At 51.9% G+C, this 17,452-nt stretch carries 17 protein-coding genes; 2 read left to right on the top strand and 15 right to left on the bottom strand.

The genetic code is table 11. The features are described 5' to 3' along the window. Nucleotides 1-408: 408 nt before the first annotated feature. The 3 genes from D570_RS0103035 to dnaB all read right to left on the bottom strand — a co-directional run bounded on the left by D570_RS0103035 (nt 409) and on the right by dnaB (nt 4,061). Nucleotides 409-1,203 (bottom strand): type 1 glutamine amidotransferase, encoded by a 795-nt coding sequence (locus D570_RS0103035; protein WP_211204886.1) that lies wholly within the window; start codon nt 1,201-1,203, stop codon nt 409-411. Between the two features lie 26 nt (nt 1,204-1,229). Next, entirely contained in the window at nt 1,230-2,582 is a 1,353-nt protein-coding gene (locus tag D570_RS0103030; protein ID WP_018142927.1) for a Mur ligase family protein, read from the bottom strand. Between the two features lie 69 nt (nt 2,583-2,651). Further along, the gene (dnaB, locus tag D570_RS0103025; RefSeq protein ID WP_018142926.1) at nt 2,652-4,061 is read right to left on the bottom strand and encodes a replicative DNA helicase; all 1,410 of its coding nucleotides are present in this window, start codon (nt 4,059-4,061) and stop codon (nt 2,652-2,654) included. A gap of 238 nt (nt 4,062-4,299) precedes the next feature. On the opposite strand from dnaB, the gene D570_RS0103020 reads away from it, so the two are divergent. Then, nucleotides 4,300-5,727 carry an MATE family efflux transporter gene (locus tag D570_RS0103020; protein WP_018142925.1) on the top strand — a complete coding sequence of 476 codons (1,428 nt, stop codon included), beginning with the start codon at nt 4,300-4,302 and terminating at the stop codon, nt 5,725-5,727. An 85-nt stretch (nt 5,728-5,812) separates the two neighbouring features. Here the strand turns inward: D570_RS0103020 and D570_RS0103015 are convergent, their stop codons facing one another. After that, nucleotides 5,813-6,673, bottom strand: coding sequence for an aldo/keto reductase (locus D570_RS0103015; protein ID WP_018142924.1), 861 nt, complete (start codon nt 6,671-6,673; stop codon nt 5,813-5,815). 136 nt (nt 6,674-6,809) lie between these two features. On the opposite strand from D570_RS0103015, the gene D570_RS0103010 reads away from it, so the two are divergent. Then, nucleotides 6,810-7,211 (top strand): MerR family transcriptional regulator, encoded by a 402-nt coding sequence (locus D570_RS0103010; RefSeq protein WP_018142923.1) that lies wholly within the window; start codon nt 6,810-6,812, stop codon nt 7,209-7,211. 6 nt (nt 7,212-7,217) lie between these two features. Here the strand turns inward: D570_RS0103010 and D570_RS0103005 are convergent, their stop codons facing one another. The 11 genes from D570_RS0103005 to D570_RS0102955 all read right to left on the bottom strand — a co-directional run bounded on the left by D570_RS0103005 (nt 7,218) and on the right by D570_RS0102955 (nt 17,439). Next, nucleotides 7,218-8,630: a sensor histidine kinase gene (locus D570_RS0103005; RefSeq protein ID WP_018142922.1), complete on the bottom strand. Its 1,413-nt coding sequence runs from the start codon at nt 8,628-8,630 to the stop codon at nt 7,218-7,220. A 23-nt stretch (nt 8,631-8,653) separates the two neighbouring features. Beyond that, a complete protein-coding gene (locus tag D570_RS0103000; protein WP_018142921.1) occupies nt 8,654-9,340 on the bottom strand; it encodes a response regulator transcription factor in 687 nt (228 codons plus the stop codon). 75 nt (nt 9,341-9,415) lie between these two features. Further along, nucleotides 9,416-10,165 (bottom strand): phosphate ABC transporter ATP-binding protein PstB, encoded by a 750-nt coding sequence (gene pstB / locus D570_RS0102995; RefSeq protein WP_018142920.1) that lies wholly within the window; start codon nt 10,163-10,165, stop codon nt 9,416-9,418. After that, nucleotides 10,162-10,980 (bottom strand): phosphate ABC transporter permease PstA, encoded by an 819-nt coding sequence (gene pstA / locus D570_RS0102990; protein WP_018142919.1) that lies wholly within the window; start codon nt 10,978-10,980, stop codon nt 10,162-10,164. Before pstA ends, pstB begins: the two co-directional genes overlap by 4 nt. Further along, entirely contained in the window at nt 10,980-11,915 is a 936-nt protein-coding gene (pstC, locus tag D570_RS0102985; RefSeq protein WP_018142918.1) for a phosphate ABC transporter permease subunit PstC, read from the bottom strand. The genes pstA and pstC overlap by 1 nt, the downstream gene beginning before the upstream one ends. 3 nt (nt 11,916-11,918) lie before the next feature. Beyond that, nucleotides 11,919-12,821 (bottom strand): substrate-binding domain-containing protein, encoded by a 903-nt coding sequence (locus D570_RS0102980; protein ID WP_018142917.1) that lies wholly within the window; start codon nt 12,819-12,821, stop codon nt 11,919-11,921. Between the two features lie 210 nt (nt 12,822-13,031). After that, nucleotides 13,032-13,370 (bottom strand): P-II family nitrogen regulator, encoded by a 339-nt coding sequence (locus D570_RS0102975; RefSeq protein ID WP_018142916.1) that lies wholly within the window; start codon nt 13,368-13,370, stop codon nt 13,032-13,034. Then, nucleotides 13,370-14,656 (bottom strand): ammonium transporter, encoded by a 1,287-nt coding sequence (locus tag D570_RS0102970; RefSeq protein ID WP_018142915.1) that lies wholly within the window; start codon nt 14,654-14,656, stop codon nt 13,370-13,372. Before D570_RS0102970 ends, D570_RS0102975 begins: the two co-directional genes overlap by 1 nt. Before the next feature lie 290 nt (nt 14,657-14,946). Then, a complete protein-coding gene (ftsY, locus tag D570_RS0102965) occupies nt 14,947-16,173 on the bottom strand; it encodes a signal recognition particle-docking protein FtsY (protein ID WP_018142914.1) in 1,227 nt (408 codons plus the stop codon). A gap of 50 nt (nt 16,174-16,223) precedes the next feature. Beyond that, the gene (locus tag D570_RS0102960) at nt 16,224-16,643 is read right to left on the bottom strand and encodes a hypothetical protein (protein ID WP_156812214.1); all 420 of its coding nucleotides are present in this window, start codon (nt 16,641-16,643) and stop codon (nt 16,224-16,226) included. Between the two features lie 10 nt (nt 16,644-16,653). Next, nucleotides 16,654-17,439: an alpha/beta hydrolase gene (locus D570_RS0102955; protein WP_018142912.1), complete on the bottom strand. Its 786-nt coding sequence runs from the start codon at nt 17,437-17,439 to the stop codon at nt 16,654-16,656. Nucleotides 17,440-17,452: the final 13 nt, after the last annotated feature.

Genomic DNA, 17,452 nt, shown 5'->3' with positions numbered 1-17,452 from the left:
TGCGTTGGACGAGACTTTTCCTCTGGACGCATCTCACACGCTGTACGCAGCCTTAAGCCACCCAAAACTTCACATGGCTCGTGTTACGTTTTCCGCGTAAGGTGCCCCCACAAGGCGGGTAAGTGTCGCAGATACTCTAACCCAAATGAGTAACTTACACCACTTCGCGGACTGAAATCGATTGCAAATTAGAAAATTACAGATAATTTAAGAAAGTATAAAGATTAAAGAGTATGTGTAGAGAAAATATACAAAGGAGAAGCTCATTTCTGAACTTCTCCTGTGAATTTTCTCTTTATTTCTCCAAAAATTAATTTATTTTTATCCAGTCTTTATGCGTGGAAAACGCGCGAAAAGATATGCAATGGAGTGCAGAAGGTCTCGGCTTCGGCCTGCATCCTAGTTTGCTTAGCGTGGACGCTGTGCAGCTACGTCTCGTGCTGCCTTGGCCAAGCTATCGAGTTTTTCTAACAAGGCGCGCTGCTGAGCCGTGCTCTGTGGTTCGAAAACTCCATAGCGGTGCTCTGCAGCCTTAGCGATGAGGAAATCGGCGAAATCTGGGTTCTTGGGCAGCACCGATCCGTGCATATACGTGCCGATGACGTTGTATTTGCGCGCACCCTCCGTGTAATCACTGCCGTTATTGCCTACGCCTTGCGCATGCACCTCTGCCCAAGGCAGGGTGCCGTCCTCGTGGAGCACCGTTTGGCCAGAGTGATTTTCGTAGCCTACGATAACGCCGCATTCATCCGTATTTTCTACGAGATTGCCGATGAGCCGCGTATCCTGCCCCACGGTGTGCACGCCAAGTACGTGGATGCCCGGCAGTTTTTCGCCCTGCTGGGTTTCAAAATACTCGCCAAACAGCTGGTACATTCCGCAGATAAGCAGCATAGGCACGCCCTCTTGAGCAAGCTGCTGGATAGCATCAGCGCGGGAGAACAAATCGTGGCTGATAATGGACTGTCCTTTATCTTGCCCGCCGCCCCCGAGGATGAGATCGACGCTTTCTGGCCATGTATCGCCCACATTGTACGTGTGGATACGTGGTTCATAGCCGTACAAGCGAGCGCGCATTTCGATGGTTTTGACATTGCCCGTATCGCCGTAGATATTCATGTCCTTGGGATACAGGGAAACGATATCGAGCACGCGTTCTGGTGCCCTGTCCATTTGCGCTGCGTCTGTTATTGGTGTTTCCATTGCGTGTGACTGAGTTGTTTGTGTCATTACAATCCCACATCCTCTACGTGTGCAATGCGGCTTAATGCTTTGCGCGCGGCAAGCATAGCCGTGTATGTGCAGTAAATATGCTTATCGTGGCCGTTATCGAGCGAAACGAATTTTTCCACCGCTTCGCTGATATTTTCGTGAATTTCTTCGACCTCCACGCTGTCATATGCCAAGCGCAAAGCCATATCCGTGGCGCGTACGCCCGAAACCATGCGCACGCCCGTGGCAGCCAGCGAGCGGAAATTTACATCCCATAGCCAGCTCATATCGCGGCCGTCGGCATACTCATCGTTGATGATAATCATGGTGTCATGATTATCTGCTTCGAACGAAGTCAGTGCCAGTCTAAAGCCCATAGGATTTTTGACGAGGATGAGCTCGACGGTGCGGTCGCCGACGCGGATAGATTCACCACGCCCGAAGGCTGGGGTGACAGTGGAGGCTGCAAGCACGAGCTCGGCATGACTTGGACGCTGCGTAGCGCCTTCTGTATGACGCATAACTGCATCCACCACCGCGAGAGCTCCCGCTGTATTGAAGGCATTGTAGACGCCTTCGAGCTTCAGATTGGCATTGTATGTGCCCTCGTCAGCACCAAAGGCATAGGTGGCTGTATTGCCTTGTAGTGCCTGTAAGGTGACGGCGGCTGGGCGGTAATGTGCGAGATCGAATTTTTGCTCTGCAGCATTGTCGTCTGGCGTTGCGTCCTCAGAGTGCTCATACATGGCATCGTCCGAGGGGAAGAAGCTCATCAAAGCATCGGATAATCCAAAATACTGTACATCCGTACCGTCTGCTACTACCTCGGCTAAGGCCACGATGCGCGGATCTTCACGGTTGAGGATAACCGTGTCCGTGGTGGCCTGCGCCACGGCGGAGAGCATGCGTGCCGTGGTATCAATTTCTCCAAAGCGATCGAGCTGATCACGCAAAATATTGAGCAACAGGGAAAATCGCGGCCTCACCTTCTCCACAAAATGCACCGCATACGCTTCGTCCAACTCCAGCACGGCCACATCGGCGTGGAGACGACCCTTCATATCCACCTGTCCCAATAGAGCAGACACCACTCCGCGCGTGAAATTCGATCCCGTAGGATTGGTGAAAACTTTGAGGCCTACTTGCTCGAGTAGGGATGCCACAATGCGCGTAGTGGTGGTTTTGCCATTGGTACCGGAGACGAGGATAACGCCATATGGCAGTTGTGCCAAAGTGCGCGCCATAAAATCAGGATCGATAAGCTCTACTACTTTGCCCGGTAATGCCGTGCCGCCGCTGCGAAGTCGGGCTACTGCGCGAACGGCTTTCCCCACTGCGGGTGTAAGAGCTGAAAGAAATGTGCGAGCCATATAAGTCCTTGTCTTCAGAGCTTTCGTTCTAAGTTCTTCGTTTAGTACTGTTTAATACTGCAATGCCGATTAAATGCCTTGACTGTAGTCATTTGCAATATCCGCAAAGCGCGATAAATGTCCTTGGAAGGCCAGCGTAAAGGTAGCCGTTGGACCGTTACGATGCTTTGCCATAATAATATCTGCTTCGCCTGGGCGATCCTCAGGATTATACGCTTCTGGACGATGCACCAGCATCACCACATCCGCATCCTGCTCAATAGATCCCGATTCACGCAAATCCGAAATCATTGGCGTGCGGTCCGAACGTGCCTCCGCACCACGATTCAGCTGGGACAGAGCCACCACTGGCACTTCCAGCTCCTTAGCGAGCAGCTTTAGCGACCTAGAAAACTCCGATACCTCCTGCTGGCGTGACTCTACGCGCTTGCCCGAGCTCATCAGCTGCAAATAATCGATGACGACGAGACTTAAGCCTTGACGCGAGAGGCGCCGGCATTTCGAGCGAATTTCCATCATGCTCATATTCGGCGAATCATCCAAGAAAAGCGGCGCATCGGCAATGCGATCTTGGAAGGCATTGAGCTTGCGCCAATCATCTGGGCTGATATTTTCCGCATCGCGCAAGGCCTTGAGTGGGATGCCCGTTTCTGCCGAAATAATACGCTGAGATAATTCCAACTTGCTCATTTCCAAGGAAAACACAGCCGTAGGCAAATTGTTGTGCAAGGCAGCCGATCGGGCAAAATCGATGCCAATCGTGGACTTACCCATACCAGGTCGGCCCGCTACTACCACCATCTGGCCTGGCTGCAGGCCGTTGGTCACATTATCAATATCGTGGAATCCCGTTGGCACACCCGGCGTTACCGTTCCTGCCTGAATATCCTCGATATGATCCAGCGTATTTTTCACGCTTTCTCCGATGGATTGATAATCCTGGCGCACATGCCCATCCGACAGTTGATAGACGGAGTTTTGGGCTAAATTCACCACATCCTCCGCATCCGCACTTTGTGCATTAAAGCCCATTTGGGCGATGCGGATACCCGTTTGGATGACGTCACGCAGCATGGCATCGCGGTGGACGATTTCCGCGTAATGAATAGCATTAATGGCCGCCGGCACTGAGTGCACAAGGCTGGCTAGGTAATCTACGCCGTCAACCTTGTCGAGCTCCTGATGCACGCGCAATGTATCTGCCACCAGCACAGGGTCCACCTGATCACCCGCGGCGAAGCGCTCGACGATAGCACTGTAGATGGTCTGATGCTTCGGAATATAGAAATCATGCGCGTCAATGATTTCGATGACTTCGGCGATTACATCATTGCTCATCAACATGCCGCCGAGCACGGCCATTTCAGCCGTTTCGTCGTATGGGGGCATACCACCGAACATGTCGTCATTGCGGCGTGAATTATCAAAATCTCCCAAGTCTCGCGAAGAGGAAAAATTGCGTCCATTGTTTTCAGGCATACGCCTATTCTATTAGCACGCTTGTATGCGTACAGCACAAAGCCGACAATATGCGCTCTGAGCATGTGGATAACTCACGTTCAACTCAAGAGTTATCCACATTTTTGGACAAATTGCGGTGCATAACTGCCCTTGTTATACACATTTTGCGGATAACACAGTGGATAACTTGGGGATAAACGTGTCGCACAGTGAGCAATGCTCCACACTAGTCGCACGGTTTCCTAGGATATAACGTATGCCTAGGAACCAGAACACCGTCAACCTCCACCCAGTGGACAACGAAACAGCCCATCAGAAAACCTTTGATCAGAAAACCGTCAGAAAGCAGCTCGCGGCTATTGCCATCCCGACTTTAGGCCAGCTCATTGCCGAGCCAATTTTCGTGCTCATTGATACGGCTATGGTGGGCACAATTTCTGATACGGCGTTGGCTGGGCTCTCCATTGGCTCTACGATCATCCTCACGGCCGTTGGTTTGTGTTTATTTCTCGCCTACTCCACTACTTCGCGCGTATCCATGCTGATGGGGTCGGGACATACGAAAGAAGGCTTAGAATCAGGCGTTTCGGGTATTTGGCTGGCCACCGGCATTGGCGTGGTATTGACGGCCTTTATCCTCATCGCCGGCCATCCTTTAAGTTATGCGCTGGGCGCGCGCGGCGCAGTCCTCGATGCAGCCGTCTCATATGTGAGCACAGCAGGATTAGGTATTACAGGCACGTTGATAGCCTATGCTGCCAATGGCATGTTTAGAGGACTGCAAAAAGCCGGTATTACCTTATGGTCGGCGGTCAGCGGCGCCATCGCCAATGTGATTTTGGATGTGATTTTCATCTTTGGTTTCCACTGGTCCGTAGCGGGCTCGGGCATTGCTACGGGCATCGCACAATGGCTGATGTGCATTATTTTGCTGGTTTACCTCTTCCCTATCCTGCGTCGTCACAAGGTGCAACTGTCCCCGAATCTGCGCGAAGTCAAAAGTAGCGCAGGAGACGGTTTTTTGCTGTTTGTGCGCACCGCTGCGTTGAGGATTGGCACCATTGCCACGGTCATGGCCGCAACGGCTATGGGCACTTCTGTTTTGGCGAGCTATCAAGTGATTAATTCGTCCTGGAATTTAGCCCTCAATATTTTGGATGCCATTGGTGTGGGCGGTCAAGCCTTGGTAGGCGCTGCGATTGGTGCGCGCAATATCCAGCTGGTGCGCTCTTTGGTCAAAGAAATTGAGCATGCGGGCATCCTCTGGGGTGTGTATGTGGGTGTATTTTTCGCACTCTTCGGGTGGTTTGCCGCAGATTTGTTTACCACGGAGCATGCGACGGCGCGTATTATCGCGGTGTGTGCAGTCATTGTGGGCGCATTCTTCCCGTACCACGGATGGCTGTGGGCTCTGGACGGCGTGCTCATCGGTGCGGGAGATTTCGCCTATTTAGCGAAGGCCTGCACTATCGCCGCAGTAGCACATATCACCGTGTTAAGCATCACGTACTTCAGTCTTCAGCATCTCCATGCTTCGCAGCTCGTACAAGCCGTGTGTTTATGGCTGGTGTTTAATATCACCTATATGGGTGTGCGTGGCATTGGGAATATTGCACGCGCGCATAAAGACACCTGGATTCATGTGGCTCTGAAGCGGGCGCAGCTGCATCAAGCCGATTGCTAAAACTTAGAAAACGGTCACATATGCAAAAATCCTGTCGCACAGTAAGCACGGCAGGATTTTTGCATTTTGTATGAATATAGGGCACTTATGCGCGGCCTTCACGCTCTTGGATAAGGTGGACAAACATGTCGACCGTAGACGGATCTTCATGATTGAAGAAAAGACTTTCCCCTGTGTCCAATCCAGCGATTGCTTGCATATCTTCGTCTGTTAAGCGGAAGTCGAAGATATGGAAGTTCTGCTCCATGCGCTCCTTATGCGCGGACTTTGCCAATGCCACGACATCGCGCTGGGTCAACCACCGCAAAATTACCTGAGCTACGGACTTATCGTACTTCTGCGCAATCTGTGCGAGCACGGGGTTGTCGAAAACGCCGGCACGTCCCTCACCAAAAGGCGCCCATGCTTCGTGCACCACACCACGCTTGAGCATTTCGTCATGCTCCTCGCTGCGCTGGTGGAATGGATTTGTTTCGATTTGGTTGACCATAGGGGCGATGCGGTTAAATGCCGCTAGATCCGCCACACGTCCAGGGTTAAAGTTGCTCACGCCGATGGCGCGAATCTTGCCTTCCTCATACAGGTCTTCCAATGCGCGCCAGGAACCATACACATCGTTAAAAGGCTGGTGGAGCAAAATCAAATCTGCATAATCCGTGCGCAGCTTCTTCAAAGACTCCTCGACCGACGCCTTTGTTTGCTCGTACCCATAATGTGAAAGCCAAACCTTGGTCGTGATAAACAGTTCTGAACGATTGATGCCACTATCGGCCAAGGCCTCGCCTAATTGTTCTTCATTAAAATAGGACTGAGCCGTATCAAAATGACGGTATCCCACTTCCAGAGCATCGTGTACCGCTTGAATGGTTTCATCCTGTGGAATTTGGAAGACACCAAAGCCGAGTTTTGGAATTTCTACACCATTGCTTAATGTCAATGTTTCCATAATTCATCCTTCTGTGTAATTCGGAGTATCTTCTGTGTCTGTAGTGCTTCACACGCTACAATCCGGTAGTAGATACCGGTCAAATGTGAAGAGGGAATTTGCCTCTGAGCAAAAGCTTCGAAAAGGGGAGGGAATTATGGCGAGCTACACGATGAAAGAAACCTGTGCAATCGTCGATTTGAGCTATGAAACCTTGAAGTACTACTGCAAAATTGGGCTTGTCCCCCACGTTAAACGCGATGAGCGCAATCGCCGCATCTTTGACGATCGGGACATTGCATGGATTCAAAGCCTTATCTGTGTGCGCGACTGCGGTATGGGCATCGACGAAATGCGCGCATACTTAAATCTCTGCTTAGCTGGTGAATCATCCATCCCCGAACGCCAGCAGATTCTCGCCCACAAGCGTGCTGAGCTTGTACGCCAGAAGGATCGTATTCAAGCCAGCATCGCTTTCATCGACTACAAGCAAGATTTCTTCCGCAAAGTCCTGGAGGGCAAGGAAAAATATCGCAGCAATCTCATCGATGTCGATTAGTCTCGCTTACGACTTTTGCTCCACATTGTCTAGGTCGAAGGGCGTTGACTGCTGACGCGCAGAAAGACGCACGGTAAAGACGGTACCCATTGGTTTGTTATCTTCTACGCTGATTGTGCCCTTATGCGCTTGGACCACGTGTCTTACGATGGCAAGGCCCAGACCTGATCCCGATGGCGCTTCAGAGGAAGAATCGATGCGATAGAAGCGTTTGAAGATATTCTCACGCTGGTCACGCGGAATGCCCTTACCCGTATCCACGACGCGCAAAATGGTGTAAGAGCCTTGAGAGTAAGCTTCTACGGAGACGACGCCGCCTTCGCGGTTGTAGCGTATGGCATTATCCACGAGGTTACGCACTAAATACGTCAGCATAGCGGGATCACCCGTGACCAGAGCCTTTTGTGTCGTGCTGAGGAGTCGAATCTGCTTGGCGCGAGCTGCGCTTTGCAAGTTCGCGGTAACACCGCGCACGATATCGGCGATGTCCACCTCTGTACTGTGCATAACTTGCTTCTCATCGTAGCGTGAGAGAGTCAGCATATCGTTGATAATGACGCGCATAGTCGCCACTTGCTGGGTTATTTGCTGAGCGAATCGCGGAATATCCTCCGGCTCGGCCAGTCCCGAGGAAATGAGTTCGGCCGACCCTGAAATCACCGTCAGCGGTGTTTTCAGCTCGTGAGATGCGTTGGCGGTAAATTCCTGTCGCTCCTGCTGCTGCAAGGCAATTTGCTCCTGCTGCGTGGCCAAACGGTGCGTCAGCGGCTCCAGCTCGGTTTCCACCGGATGAGATAACGGGTCGTCCAAATCGATGCTGCCGATAGAGGAGGTCACCGACCGGGCAATAGCACTACCAATCAGCCAGGAAATCACCGCTAGGATAATAATCAGCAGCGTCAATGCTGGCAGAGCTTGGAACATCACACCGAGCAAGGACTGCTGGCTGCGGGACAGGCGTAGCGTATCCCCATTGGCCAGCTTCATAGCGTAGTAACGACTTTCCTGCCTCAGAGTCGAGGAGTAGCGGGTGGACTGACCCACGCCCGTTTCTTGTGCTTGCTGAATTTCTGGGCGCTGGCTGTGATTTGCCATGAGGGCCGGATCTTCTACATTGTCGTAGCGCACCTGACCATCCGCCAGCACATAAGTAATGCGCAACTGTATGCTCTGCGCCACCACCTGCTGATTGACAATCTGTTCAATATCATAGCGACTCATGCTCTGTGTGCGATCTTGTGCATCAAAAACGGCTGCAAGCGCGGCTGTGGCCTTGCGCAGCGTCCGATTTGTTTCACTAGAGAGCAAATGGTACGAGACGGCGGCAAAAATCATGCCTGAAATAATCAAAACCGCCGTTACCAGCATTCCAATGCGAATGACGAGACGGCGGCGAATCGATTGAGGAGCTGGATTCATGAATTCTTGCCTTTATTGTGTTATTATTTGCCTTCTCGGGCGAATCTGTAGCCCACACCTCGCACGGTTTCTATCAAGTCTGCTTGAGGATCGATGGCATCAATTTTGTGGCGTAGTGTTTGGATATGTGTATCCACAGTGCGCGACTGTGCATCCACAAACCCCCACACTTGTTCAAAGAGTTGCTCACGTGTCAGCACAATGCCCCGATGATTGAGGAGCAATTCCAATACGTCGAATTCTTTACGCGTTAAGTCGAGCACCTGTCCATTCACGCTGACTTGGCGCGCCTGAGAATCTAAGGAAATACCGCCTGCGGTGAGCAAATCTTCATTCGTATTATTGCGCTGAGAACGGCGCAATAGCGCATGAATGCGGGATACTAATTCCATCATGCCAAAAGGCTTAGGGATAAAATCATCCGCCCCAGCATCCAGTCCTGTTACAGCATCGAATTCCGTAGAACGCGCTGTAATGATGATAACGGGAAGTGAGGCGGTTTTAGGATTGTTGCGTAGCTTTGCAAGTACTTGCAAACCATCGGCATCGGGAAGCATTTCATCGAGAAGAAGCAAATCCGGAATTTCTTTGCTGAGAAGCTCGTCTAATTGACTTGCTGTACTACAGCCCACAGCCTCAAAACCTGTTTTGTTGAGGGTGTATAGAGTCATCTCCCGAATTTGCTCGTCATCTTCAAGATAATAAATCATAATCTTCCACTGAATCGACCACTGATTTCAATTACTTCTATAGTTTAACCGACATCAGTGCGATTGCGCACACTTTTAGCCAAATCGGCCTGTAATGTAGCCTTCGGTGCGTGGATCGTGAGGGGAGTTGAAGATCTGATCGGTCAGGCCGTATTCTACGAGGTCACCCATGAGGAAGAATGCGCACTGATCGGAGATACGCATAGCCTGCTGCATATTGTGGGTCACCATGATAACGGTGTACTTCTTCTTTAATTCCGTAGCCAAATCCTCGATGCGGGATGTGGACAATGGATCCAAAGCCGAGGTGGACTCGTCCATCAGCAGTACATCCGGGCGCACGGCCAGCGCACGTGCAATGCACAAACGCTGCTGCTGACCACCGGAAAGTCCCAATGCGGACTCACCCAAGCGATCCTTAACTTCGTCCAGCAAAGCAGCCTCGTCCAATGCCTGCTCCACGCGCTGAGTAATTTCAGAGCGCTTGCGCATGCCGGCAACCTTCAAGCCATAAGCGACATTGTCGTAAATGCTCATAGGGAATGGGTTTGCCTTCTGGAATACCATGCCGACGCGCGCACGCAAGGCCGTTGGGTCGATGTCGCGAGACAGGATTTCCTGACCGTCGAGGCGGATGCTGCCCTTCGTTTCTGCGCCTTCCACCAAGTCATTCATACGGTTGAGGGAACGCAGGAAGGTGGACTTACCGCAACCAGATGGTCCAATAAAAGCGGTGATGGAACGCTCTGGAATATCCATATTGATATTTTTCAAAGCTTCCTTGCCATCGTAGCTGACGGACAAATTTTTTACTTCGTATTTCATGCCTTTTTCCTTAAAAGAGCAACTGAGCTGTTAATCAGCAATGCGAAAATGACCAGCACGAATGCGGATACATAGGCGGCATCCATGTGCAAGCCTTCTGTGGACAGTACATACATGTGTACGGCGAGGCTTCGTGTGGACGAGAAGAAGGAGTTTGGAATCTGTGCTACGGTGCCTGCCGTAAAGAGCAGTGCAGCGGATTCACCCATAATACGGCCGATGCCGAGCACGATACCGGAGATAATGCCTTCGCGCGCTGCTGGCAATACGACGGTCAGCACCATGTGCAGACGGGTAGCGCCCAGAGACAGGCTGGCCTCACGGTAAGAATCTGGCACGGCGAGAATAGCTTCTTCACTCGTACGCATGACGGTTGGCAGCACCATAATGGCTAAGCACAAGCAGCCTGCGAGGTAGGACATACCCCAGTGCAGCCAAGTGACGAAGAAGAGCATGCCGAACAGACCGTACACGATGGAAGGAATACCCGCCAAGGTTTCTGCTGTCACGCGGATAATGCGCACAAACCAGCTACGACGGTGAGAGTATTCGGTCAAGAAGATAGCCGCGCCCACGCCCAAAGGCACAGACACAATCAACGTTCCGATAATAATCAAGATTGTGCCGATGATACTTGGGACCACCGAGGAGTTATCAGAGTTGTAAGTCCACTCAAAGAACTTTGGATCAAAGTGGCTGATGCCGTTGGTAATGACGAAGAACAGCAGATAAGCCAAAGCAGCTACAACGGACAAGCTTGCCACATAAAGTGCAATGCGCAGGATGCGCGAACCAATGTGTCGACGTGGTTTCATTACAGTTTCTTTCTGATGCCAGCCAAAATGAGGTTCACGATCAGTTCAATAATGAACAAAATCACAGCTGTACCGAGCAATGCACCGCGGTGCAAATCAGCAGCGTAACCCATTTCGAGCACAACGTTGGTGGTCATTGTTCGTGCGCCATGGAGCAGCGAATCTGGCATCAATGGCTGGTTACCGATAACCATGATAACGGCCATTGTTTCGCCCAATGCACGACCCATACCCAAGATAATTCCGGAAATCACACCCGACTTTGCAGCAGGAAGAACTGCTGTAAACTCTGCGCGCTCCTTTGTAGCACCCAACGCAATAGCACCTTCACGATAAGCGTGTGGCACCGCATCGAGTGCGGAAATAGAGGTGGAAATGATGGTTGGAGCAATCATGATGGCCAGCACGATAACGGCTGCCAAGATGCTCATACCCTGTACACCGAAGGTAGTTCGGATAAAAGGCACTAACAAAATCAAACCGAAGAAACCGTATACAACGGAAGGAATTTCTGCCAAAAGCTCGATCAAAGGAATGAACATGCCACGGATGCGTGGAGAAGCGAAGGAAGAAATGAAAATAGCCGTCAACACGCTAACAGGAACAGCTACAACCAATGCACCCAAAGTGGTAACAAACGTGCCTGCGATAAAGGCTGCAATACCAAATTCACCGGAAGATGGCTTCCAGGTAGCAGAAGAAAGGAAGTGCCACCAGCCGATTTCGTTCAGGGCTGGGATACCGTTTGCGAATAGGAAGAAGCAGATGAGCAGCAAAGCGAACACGGACATTGCAGCGCACAAACCGAAGACTACGGATGCTACATTCTGCCATGCACGCTGAACGCGGCGTGAAGGAATGTTCATTCTCTTCACGTCGCGTTCGGCTGAGTTCATCTGCAAAATTTGCGTTTCAGAACTCGTGAGTGATGCCATGTATTACTTCACCTCAGACCACTTGGTGATGTCACCCGTGTAAATCTGCTTGATCTGATCCAAAGTCAAGTTGGTAATGGAGTTGCCCTTGTTGACGATGATAGCAATACCATCGCGAGCGATTGCTACGGATTCAACACCGGAGCTCTTCTCAGAATCCTTGAGGTCACGGGAAGCCATGCCTAAGTCAGAAACGTTGTTGATAGCGTTCTGTACACCTGTAGAGGAGTCAGACTGCTGTACTTCTACGTTTGCATCTGGATTCTTCTGCTTGTAAGCTTCAGCAAGCTTTTCCATCACTGGGGTGACGGAGGAAGAACCAGAAACGGTGATGGTACCGGAGAAACCAGAAGCGGTGTAATCCGCAACACCTTCGGTTACCTGTACGTAGCCGTTGTCCTGAACAACCTTCTGTCCATCTGGGCTCATGATGAAGGCGAGGAAGTCCTTACCACCTTCGCTGAGCGTGGTTGGCTTTACGATGTTAAATGGACGGGAAACCTTGTATGTACCGTCAGAAACTGTTTCTTCGCTTGGCTTTACGCCGTCTACGTTTACAGCCTTTACGGTGTCATCCAGGGAACCCAAGGAAATATAACCGATTGCATTAGCATCGCCAGCAACGGTGGTAGCAACTACAGAAGTGGAGTTTGCAACTACTGCAGTAGAGATAGTCTTGTCTTCTTTGTTTTCTTCGACGCCAGTCAATTCAACGAAGGCGCCGCGAGTACCGGAGCCCTCTTCACGAGAAACAACAGAGATTGCTGCATCGTCAGAAGTGGAAGAAGTGGAGCTGCTGGAGGAAGAAGATCCGCATCCAGCCAGTGCAAGAGTTGACAATGCAACGATGCTCGCAGCAATTACAGCTGGGCGAGCCAAACGACTCATGAGATTTTCACGATTCATAATTCGACTTTCTTTGGTGTTTTTTCAACACTTCATACCGTAGAAAATCAATGACAGAACATCGCCAGAGAATTGTTAAATTTCTGTCAAATCCAATTTTTCGCTCAATTTGCTCGAAAAATCATGAAATATTTACAGCCGTCTGCACACGCCCAACCTTGAAATTGCAGGCTTATCGCGGATTTTGCTTTGGTTTTTTACCCAAAATTTTTACAGAGCCGCTCCATCTGTTTCGCCGGTGCGCACGCGTGTAACGGACTCCACCGGCACGACCCAGACCTTGCCATCGCCAATGTTGTTTGTACGCGCAGTCTCACAAATCGTGCGCACCACGGTATCCGCTTGTGCATCGGTTGTCACTATTTCAAAACGCACTTTGGGCAAAATGTCCACGTCAATTTCCGTACCGCGGAAAACCTCTGTATGCCCGCGCTGGCGACCATAACCGTGCGCTTCACTAATGGTTAAACCATGCACACCTATGCTACAAAGCGCATCGACGACGTCATCGAGTTTTTCGGGTTGCAAAATGGCTGTAATGAGTTTCATTATGACCTCCTTCTCAGAGACAGGGAAGTGTCAGAAAAGTCGTAGGAGCGCTCCCCATGCTGGACGATATCAATTCCGGTGATTTCCGTGTAGGTGCCTACGCGCCAGCCCATTGTTTTTTCGAGTACGAAGGCGAGGGCGAAGGTCACAACGCCGGAAAAAGCGATGGTTATCAGGGCGATGAGAATTTGCACAAGGGTCAGTCGGATATCGCCGGTGGTGACCAGTCCGCCTGATGCAGCAAAAAGTCCCACACAGACCGTGCCAATAACGCCGCCCACACCATGGACGCCGACCACGTCAAGGGAGTCATCGATGCCCAGTTTGAATTTTGCGCTAATGGCCACGCAGCACACGGCGCCTACGATGAATCCAATGACGAGCGCCCACCATGGTGCTACCACATCGGCGGATGGCGTAATGCCTACCAAGCCAGCGACCATGCCTGAGGCGGCACCCACGGGCGTGGCATGACCGGTGCGCAGTTTCTCTACGAGCAGCCATCCCAGCGTAGCCGCGCATGCGCACAGCGTGGTGGAGATAATGGCGTATGCAGCCGTGCCATTGGCTGCAAAAGCCGATCCGCCGTTAAATCCGAACCAGCCAATCCAAAGGAGAAAAGCACCCAAAAGGACAAACGGTACGTTGTGCGGTTTGAAGGGTACTGTGCCGAAGCCCTTACGCCGGCCGATGAGGAGCGCGAGCACGAGAGCTGCAACGGCCGCATTGATATGTACCACGGTGCCGCCTGCAAAATCGTGAGCCTGCACGCCCAAGAGCTGCGAAATGGCACCATCTGCGCTGAGCAATCCGTGGTTCCATACCATGTGCGCAAGTGGTGCATAATCTACAATCGTCCACACAAAAGCGAACACCAGCCACGTACTAAACTTCACACGTTCGGCGAGCGAGCCGGTAATGAGTGCCACCGTAATGATGGCGAAAGTCATTTGGAAAAGCGCGTCCACGGTTATCGGATAATCGCCTGATGCCGAGCCGCCCGTAGCCGTATACACGCCGTTATTCAGCGAAATAACGCCATGGAAGAAATCCCCTGTCCAGGGATTTCCGAAAATTCCGCCCACGGATTGCCCTCCATACGCAATGGACCATCCACACACGGCCCAAGCTATGCCCACCACGGCTATGGCCCCCACGCTGAGCATCATCATGTGCAAAATGGCCTTTGCACGCACCATTCCACCATAGAAAAATGCCACAGCTGGGGTCATCAGAAACACCAGTCCACTCGCTATGAGCATCCAAGCAGTATCGCCAGAATTCATTTTTCCCTCCTTTTTCTCGCTGTATGCGATACCCCTCATATAAGACCGCGTCCATTAATAAAAATCGCACTGAAGATAACCATTGAGTTAAATTCAGTGCGATTTTGTGTCGAAATTGTTTCGAATTTTTTCACATTACGGAGGTCAAGGCGCGCAATTCCTACGATGTTGCGCAGTTTTCCCGATGTTTCTGGCAGATTAATGCCTGTGCATTCTTGTACCTTTTGCTATCTCACACCGTGGGAAAAGGAACAGCGATGTGTGACGAAATGCACAGACGCAGTCGCTCCTTAGCCCAAGATACCGTCTACGAAGCTTTCTGCATCGAAGCGCGTCAAATCATCCGCGCCTTCGCCCAGCCCTACGAATTTCACCGGCACCCCCAGCTCGCGTTGGACGGAAATGACCACGCCACCCTTAGCAGAACCATCCAGCTTCGTGAGCACAAGACCGGTAATGCCAATGACTTCGGCGAAAACCTTTGCCTGCGCCATACCGTTTTGACCGATGGTAGCATCGAGCACGAGCAGGACCTCGCCTACCGGCAAGGTTTTTTCGATGACACGGCGAATTTTGCCCAGCTCATCCATCAGATTGGACTTATTTTGCAAGCGTCCTGCCGTATCCACGATAAGCACCTGAGCGTGATCTTCTTTGGCCTTCTGGGCCGCCTCAAAGCCGACAGAAGCCGGATCTGTACCCTCTTTATCGCTGCGCACCACGGGCACGCCCACGGTATCTCCCCAGGTTTGCAACTGCTCGGCAGCGGCTGCACGGAAGGTATCGGCAGCTCCGAGCACGATTTTTTCCACACCCTCCGCGATGAGCAAGCGCGACAACTTACCCGTGGTGGTGGTCTTGCCGGAGCCGTTCACACCCACCATCATGATGACATGCGTATCAGAGGCATCCGGCTCACGATAGAGCTCAAGCTCGCGATTGAAGGTGTGACCGTCCTTGTCGGTTTGCACAGCCTGGAGGAGCTGGGCGCGTAGCATTTCACGGATGGCGACCGAGTTTTGCGCATCCTGGATGCGCGCATCCTTGCGCAGCCGCTCGACTATCTGGGCGGAAGTTTCAGCCCCCACATCGGCGAGGAGTAGAGTATCTTCCACCTCTTCCCAGTCCGCTTCGGTGAGATTATCGCGCGTAAGAATGGCGAAAAGGGCCTTGCCAAACGGATTTGCAGAGTTGGCCAGTCGAGAGCGTAGCCTTTGCATGCGCGAGTTGCCGCTTTCGGGCACTTGAATGGCGGGTTCAGAGACTACTTCCTCTTCCTCGAGCTCTTCCTGTGACGCTGCTGTTTGCTCTGCTACTGGCACCGTCGAGCTGACTGCCGACTCTGTCTGTATTTCCGGTGCGCTTGCTGCACGTGCTGGAGCTTCTGGGCTCTGCACCTGCCCCTGCTCAGTCGCAGAGCCGGCCTTCTTCCTGCGCGCCATAGCCCACACAATCAGCGCCACACCTATAACTACGGCGACGATAGCTATAATCGCCCACATCACATGAATATCCATACTTCTGACCTACTTGAACCTCGTAATTGTTAAATTCCTGCACAGCTGCGTTACTGGAGATGAACGGAGACAACCGAAGAATGCTCTCCAATGTAAACCTTAGCTTCCGGCTCATTTTCTGAGGCTGTGCCGTCTGCTGACGTGGAGCTCTGCTCTGCCTGCGCCGCCTGATTTGCTGAATCGACCACATCCTCCGCGCGCTCTGCGGGCCCTATGCCCGCTTCCTTTGCTCGGGCTTCCTTGCGCAACTGTGCAGCCAGCTCGCGCACGCCCTCTTGAGGAGGGTATGACATAGGCGTGCCCGCCATACGCGGTGCAGGTTTCCCGTCATTGAGCGGTTCAGCATCGTCACGCTCTACCGAGCTCAATCCGCTGGCTTGATTATTGATCACAGCCTCACCCTGCGCCCAGCGCACGATAAAGTACACCAAAGCGCAAATGACCACAAGCCAAATCAAGATTCCTATCATATTCGTAATTTTACATGACCCCACTAGAGGCGCCGATGTCCATAAGCCATTGACGCAAATCGTTACACTCGTCCAAACTCACCGCATGATCCAGCTGCTTGTACTCGCACATCTTCAAGAAGGAATTCTCCTCCAAAAATGCGGCCATGGTATTGGACTCAAAACGTGGAATCACATCATCGCGCAAGCCATATCCATAAAAAATGGACGGTGACTTCAGCTGTAATTCCATATCCGCATTGTGCGTGCCCTCCACCAGTCCAGGCGCTAAAAATCCGGATAAACAGGCCGCCGCCTTGTATCGCTGCGGATTGATGCGCATAAGATGCACTGCCAACGCACCACCCTGCGAAAATCCGCACGGGATAACCTCCCGCTCATCCGGGATAAAATCCTCCACCCACTGATCAATGGCCACCGCCGCAGCATACATATCACGATCGCGATCTTCACCCTGCGGCACCGCCTCGTGGAACCAGGTAAACGCGCCTCGCGTCTTAGCCGCCAGCCCCGCAGCATCCTCATCCATGAAATCACCCATATCGTTCGGATCGAGCAAGGTGAGCGGCGCACGCAAGGATACGTAGTCGCTATGGGGCGATACATAGCCCGAGAAGAACTGCGCGATATCGTCCTCATTAGATCCCCAGCCATGGAGCAAAATAAACAGCGGCCTGCGAGGATTATTCATGCCTCGCCCAGGCGAAAACAGGGCATCTTCTACGTGGAGTTCATCGCCGTAATGACCTGCAACAGCAGTGGCGGGACCTCCCGGCTCTACGGGTATATGTTTCATAGTTCTACTCTAA

This window comes from Alloscardovia criceti DSM 17774 (genome assembly GCF_000376885.1).
GTDB lineage: Bacteria > Actinomycetota > Actinomycetes > Actinomycetales > Bifidobacteriaceae > Alloscardovia > Alloscardovia criceti.
Note: the sequence above shows the minus strand (reverse complement) of the source record. Positions and strands in the feature narration are given on the sequence as shown.

Bases quoted from the DNA above. Each gene is read 5' to 3' on its own strand.
- pstA (WP_018142919.1), bottom strand. From the start codon at position 10,980: ATGAAACCACGTCGACACATTGGTTCGCGCATCCTGCGCATTGCACTT.
- D570_RS0103010 (WP_018142923.1), top strand. From the start codon at position 6,810: ATGGCGAGCTACACGATGAAAGAAACCTGTGCAATCGTCGATTTGAGC.
- pstC (WP_018142918.1), bottom strand. From the start codon at position 11,915: ATGGCATCACTCACGAGTTCTGAAACGCAAATTTTGCAGATGAACTCA.
- D570_RS0102975 (WP_018142916.1), bottom strand. From the start codon at position 13,370: ATGAAACTCATTACAGCCATTTTGCAACCCGAAAAACTCGATGACGTC.
- D570_RS0102955 (WP_018142912.1), bottom strand. From the start codon at position 17,439: ATGAAACATATACCCGTAGAGCCGGGAGGTCCCGCCACTGCTGTTGCA.
- D570_RS0102960 (WP_156812214.1), bottom strand. From the start codon at position 16,643: ATGATAGGAATCTTGATTTGGCTTGTGGTCATTTGCGCTTTGGTGTAC.
- D570_RS0103015 (WP_018142924.1), bottom strand. From the start codon at position 6,673: ATGGAAACATTGACATTAAGCAATGGTGTAGAAATTCCAAAACTCGGC.
- ftsY (WP_018142914.1), bottom strand. From the start codon at position 16,173: ATGGATATTCATGTGATGTGGGCGATTATAGCTATCGTCGCCGTAGTT.
- D570_RS0103005 (WP_018142922.1), bottom strand. From the start codon at position 8,630: ATGAATCCAGCTCCTCAATCGATTCGCCGCCGTCTCGTCATTCGCATT.
- D570_RS0103030 (WP_018142927.1), bottom strand. From the start codon at position 2,582: ATGGCTCGCACATTTCTTTCAGCTCTTACACCCGCAGTGGGGAAAGCC.
- D570_RS0102980 (WP_018142917.1), bottom strand. From the start codon at position 12,821: ATGAATCGTGAAAATCTCATGAGTCGTTTGGCTCGCCCAGCTGTAATT.
- pstB (WP_018142920.1), bottom strand. From the start codon at position 10,165: ATGAAATACGAAGTAAAAAATTTGTCCGTCAGCTACGATGGCAAGGAA.
- D570_RS0102970 (WP_018142915.1), bottom strand. From the start codon at position 14,656: ATGAATTCTGGCGATACTGCTTGGATGCTCATAGCGAGTGGACTGGTG.
- D570_RS0103020 (WP_018142925.1), top strand. From the start codon at position 4,300: ATGCCTAGGAACCAGAACACCGTCAACCTCCACCCAGTGGACAACGAA.
- dnaB (WP_018142926.1), bottom strand. From the start codon at position 4,061: ATGCCTGAAAACAATGGACGCAATTTTTCCTCTTCGCGAGACTTGGGA.
- D570_RS0103035 (WP_211204886.1), bottom strand. From the start codon at position 1,203: ATGGAAACACCAATAACAGACGCAGCGCAAATGGACAGGGCACCAGAA.
- D570_RS0103000 (WP_018142921.1), bottom strand. From the start codon at position 9,340: ATGATTTATTATCTTGAAGATGACGAGCAAATTCGGGAGATGACTCTA.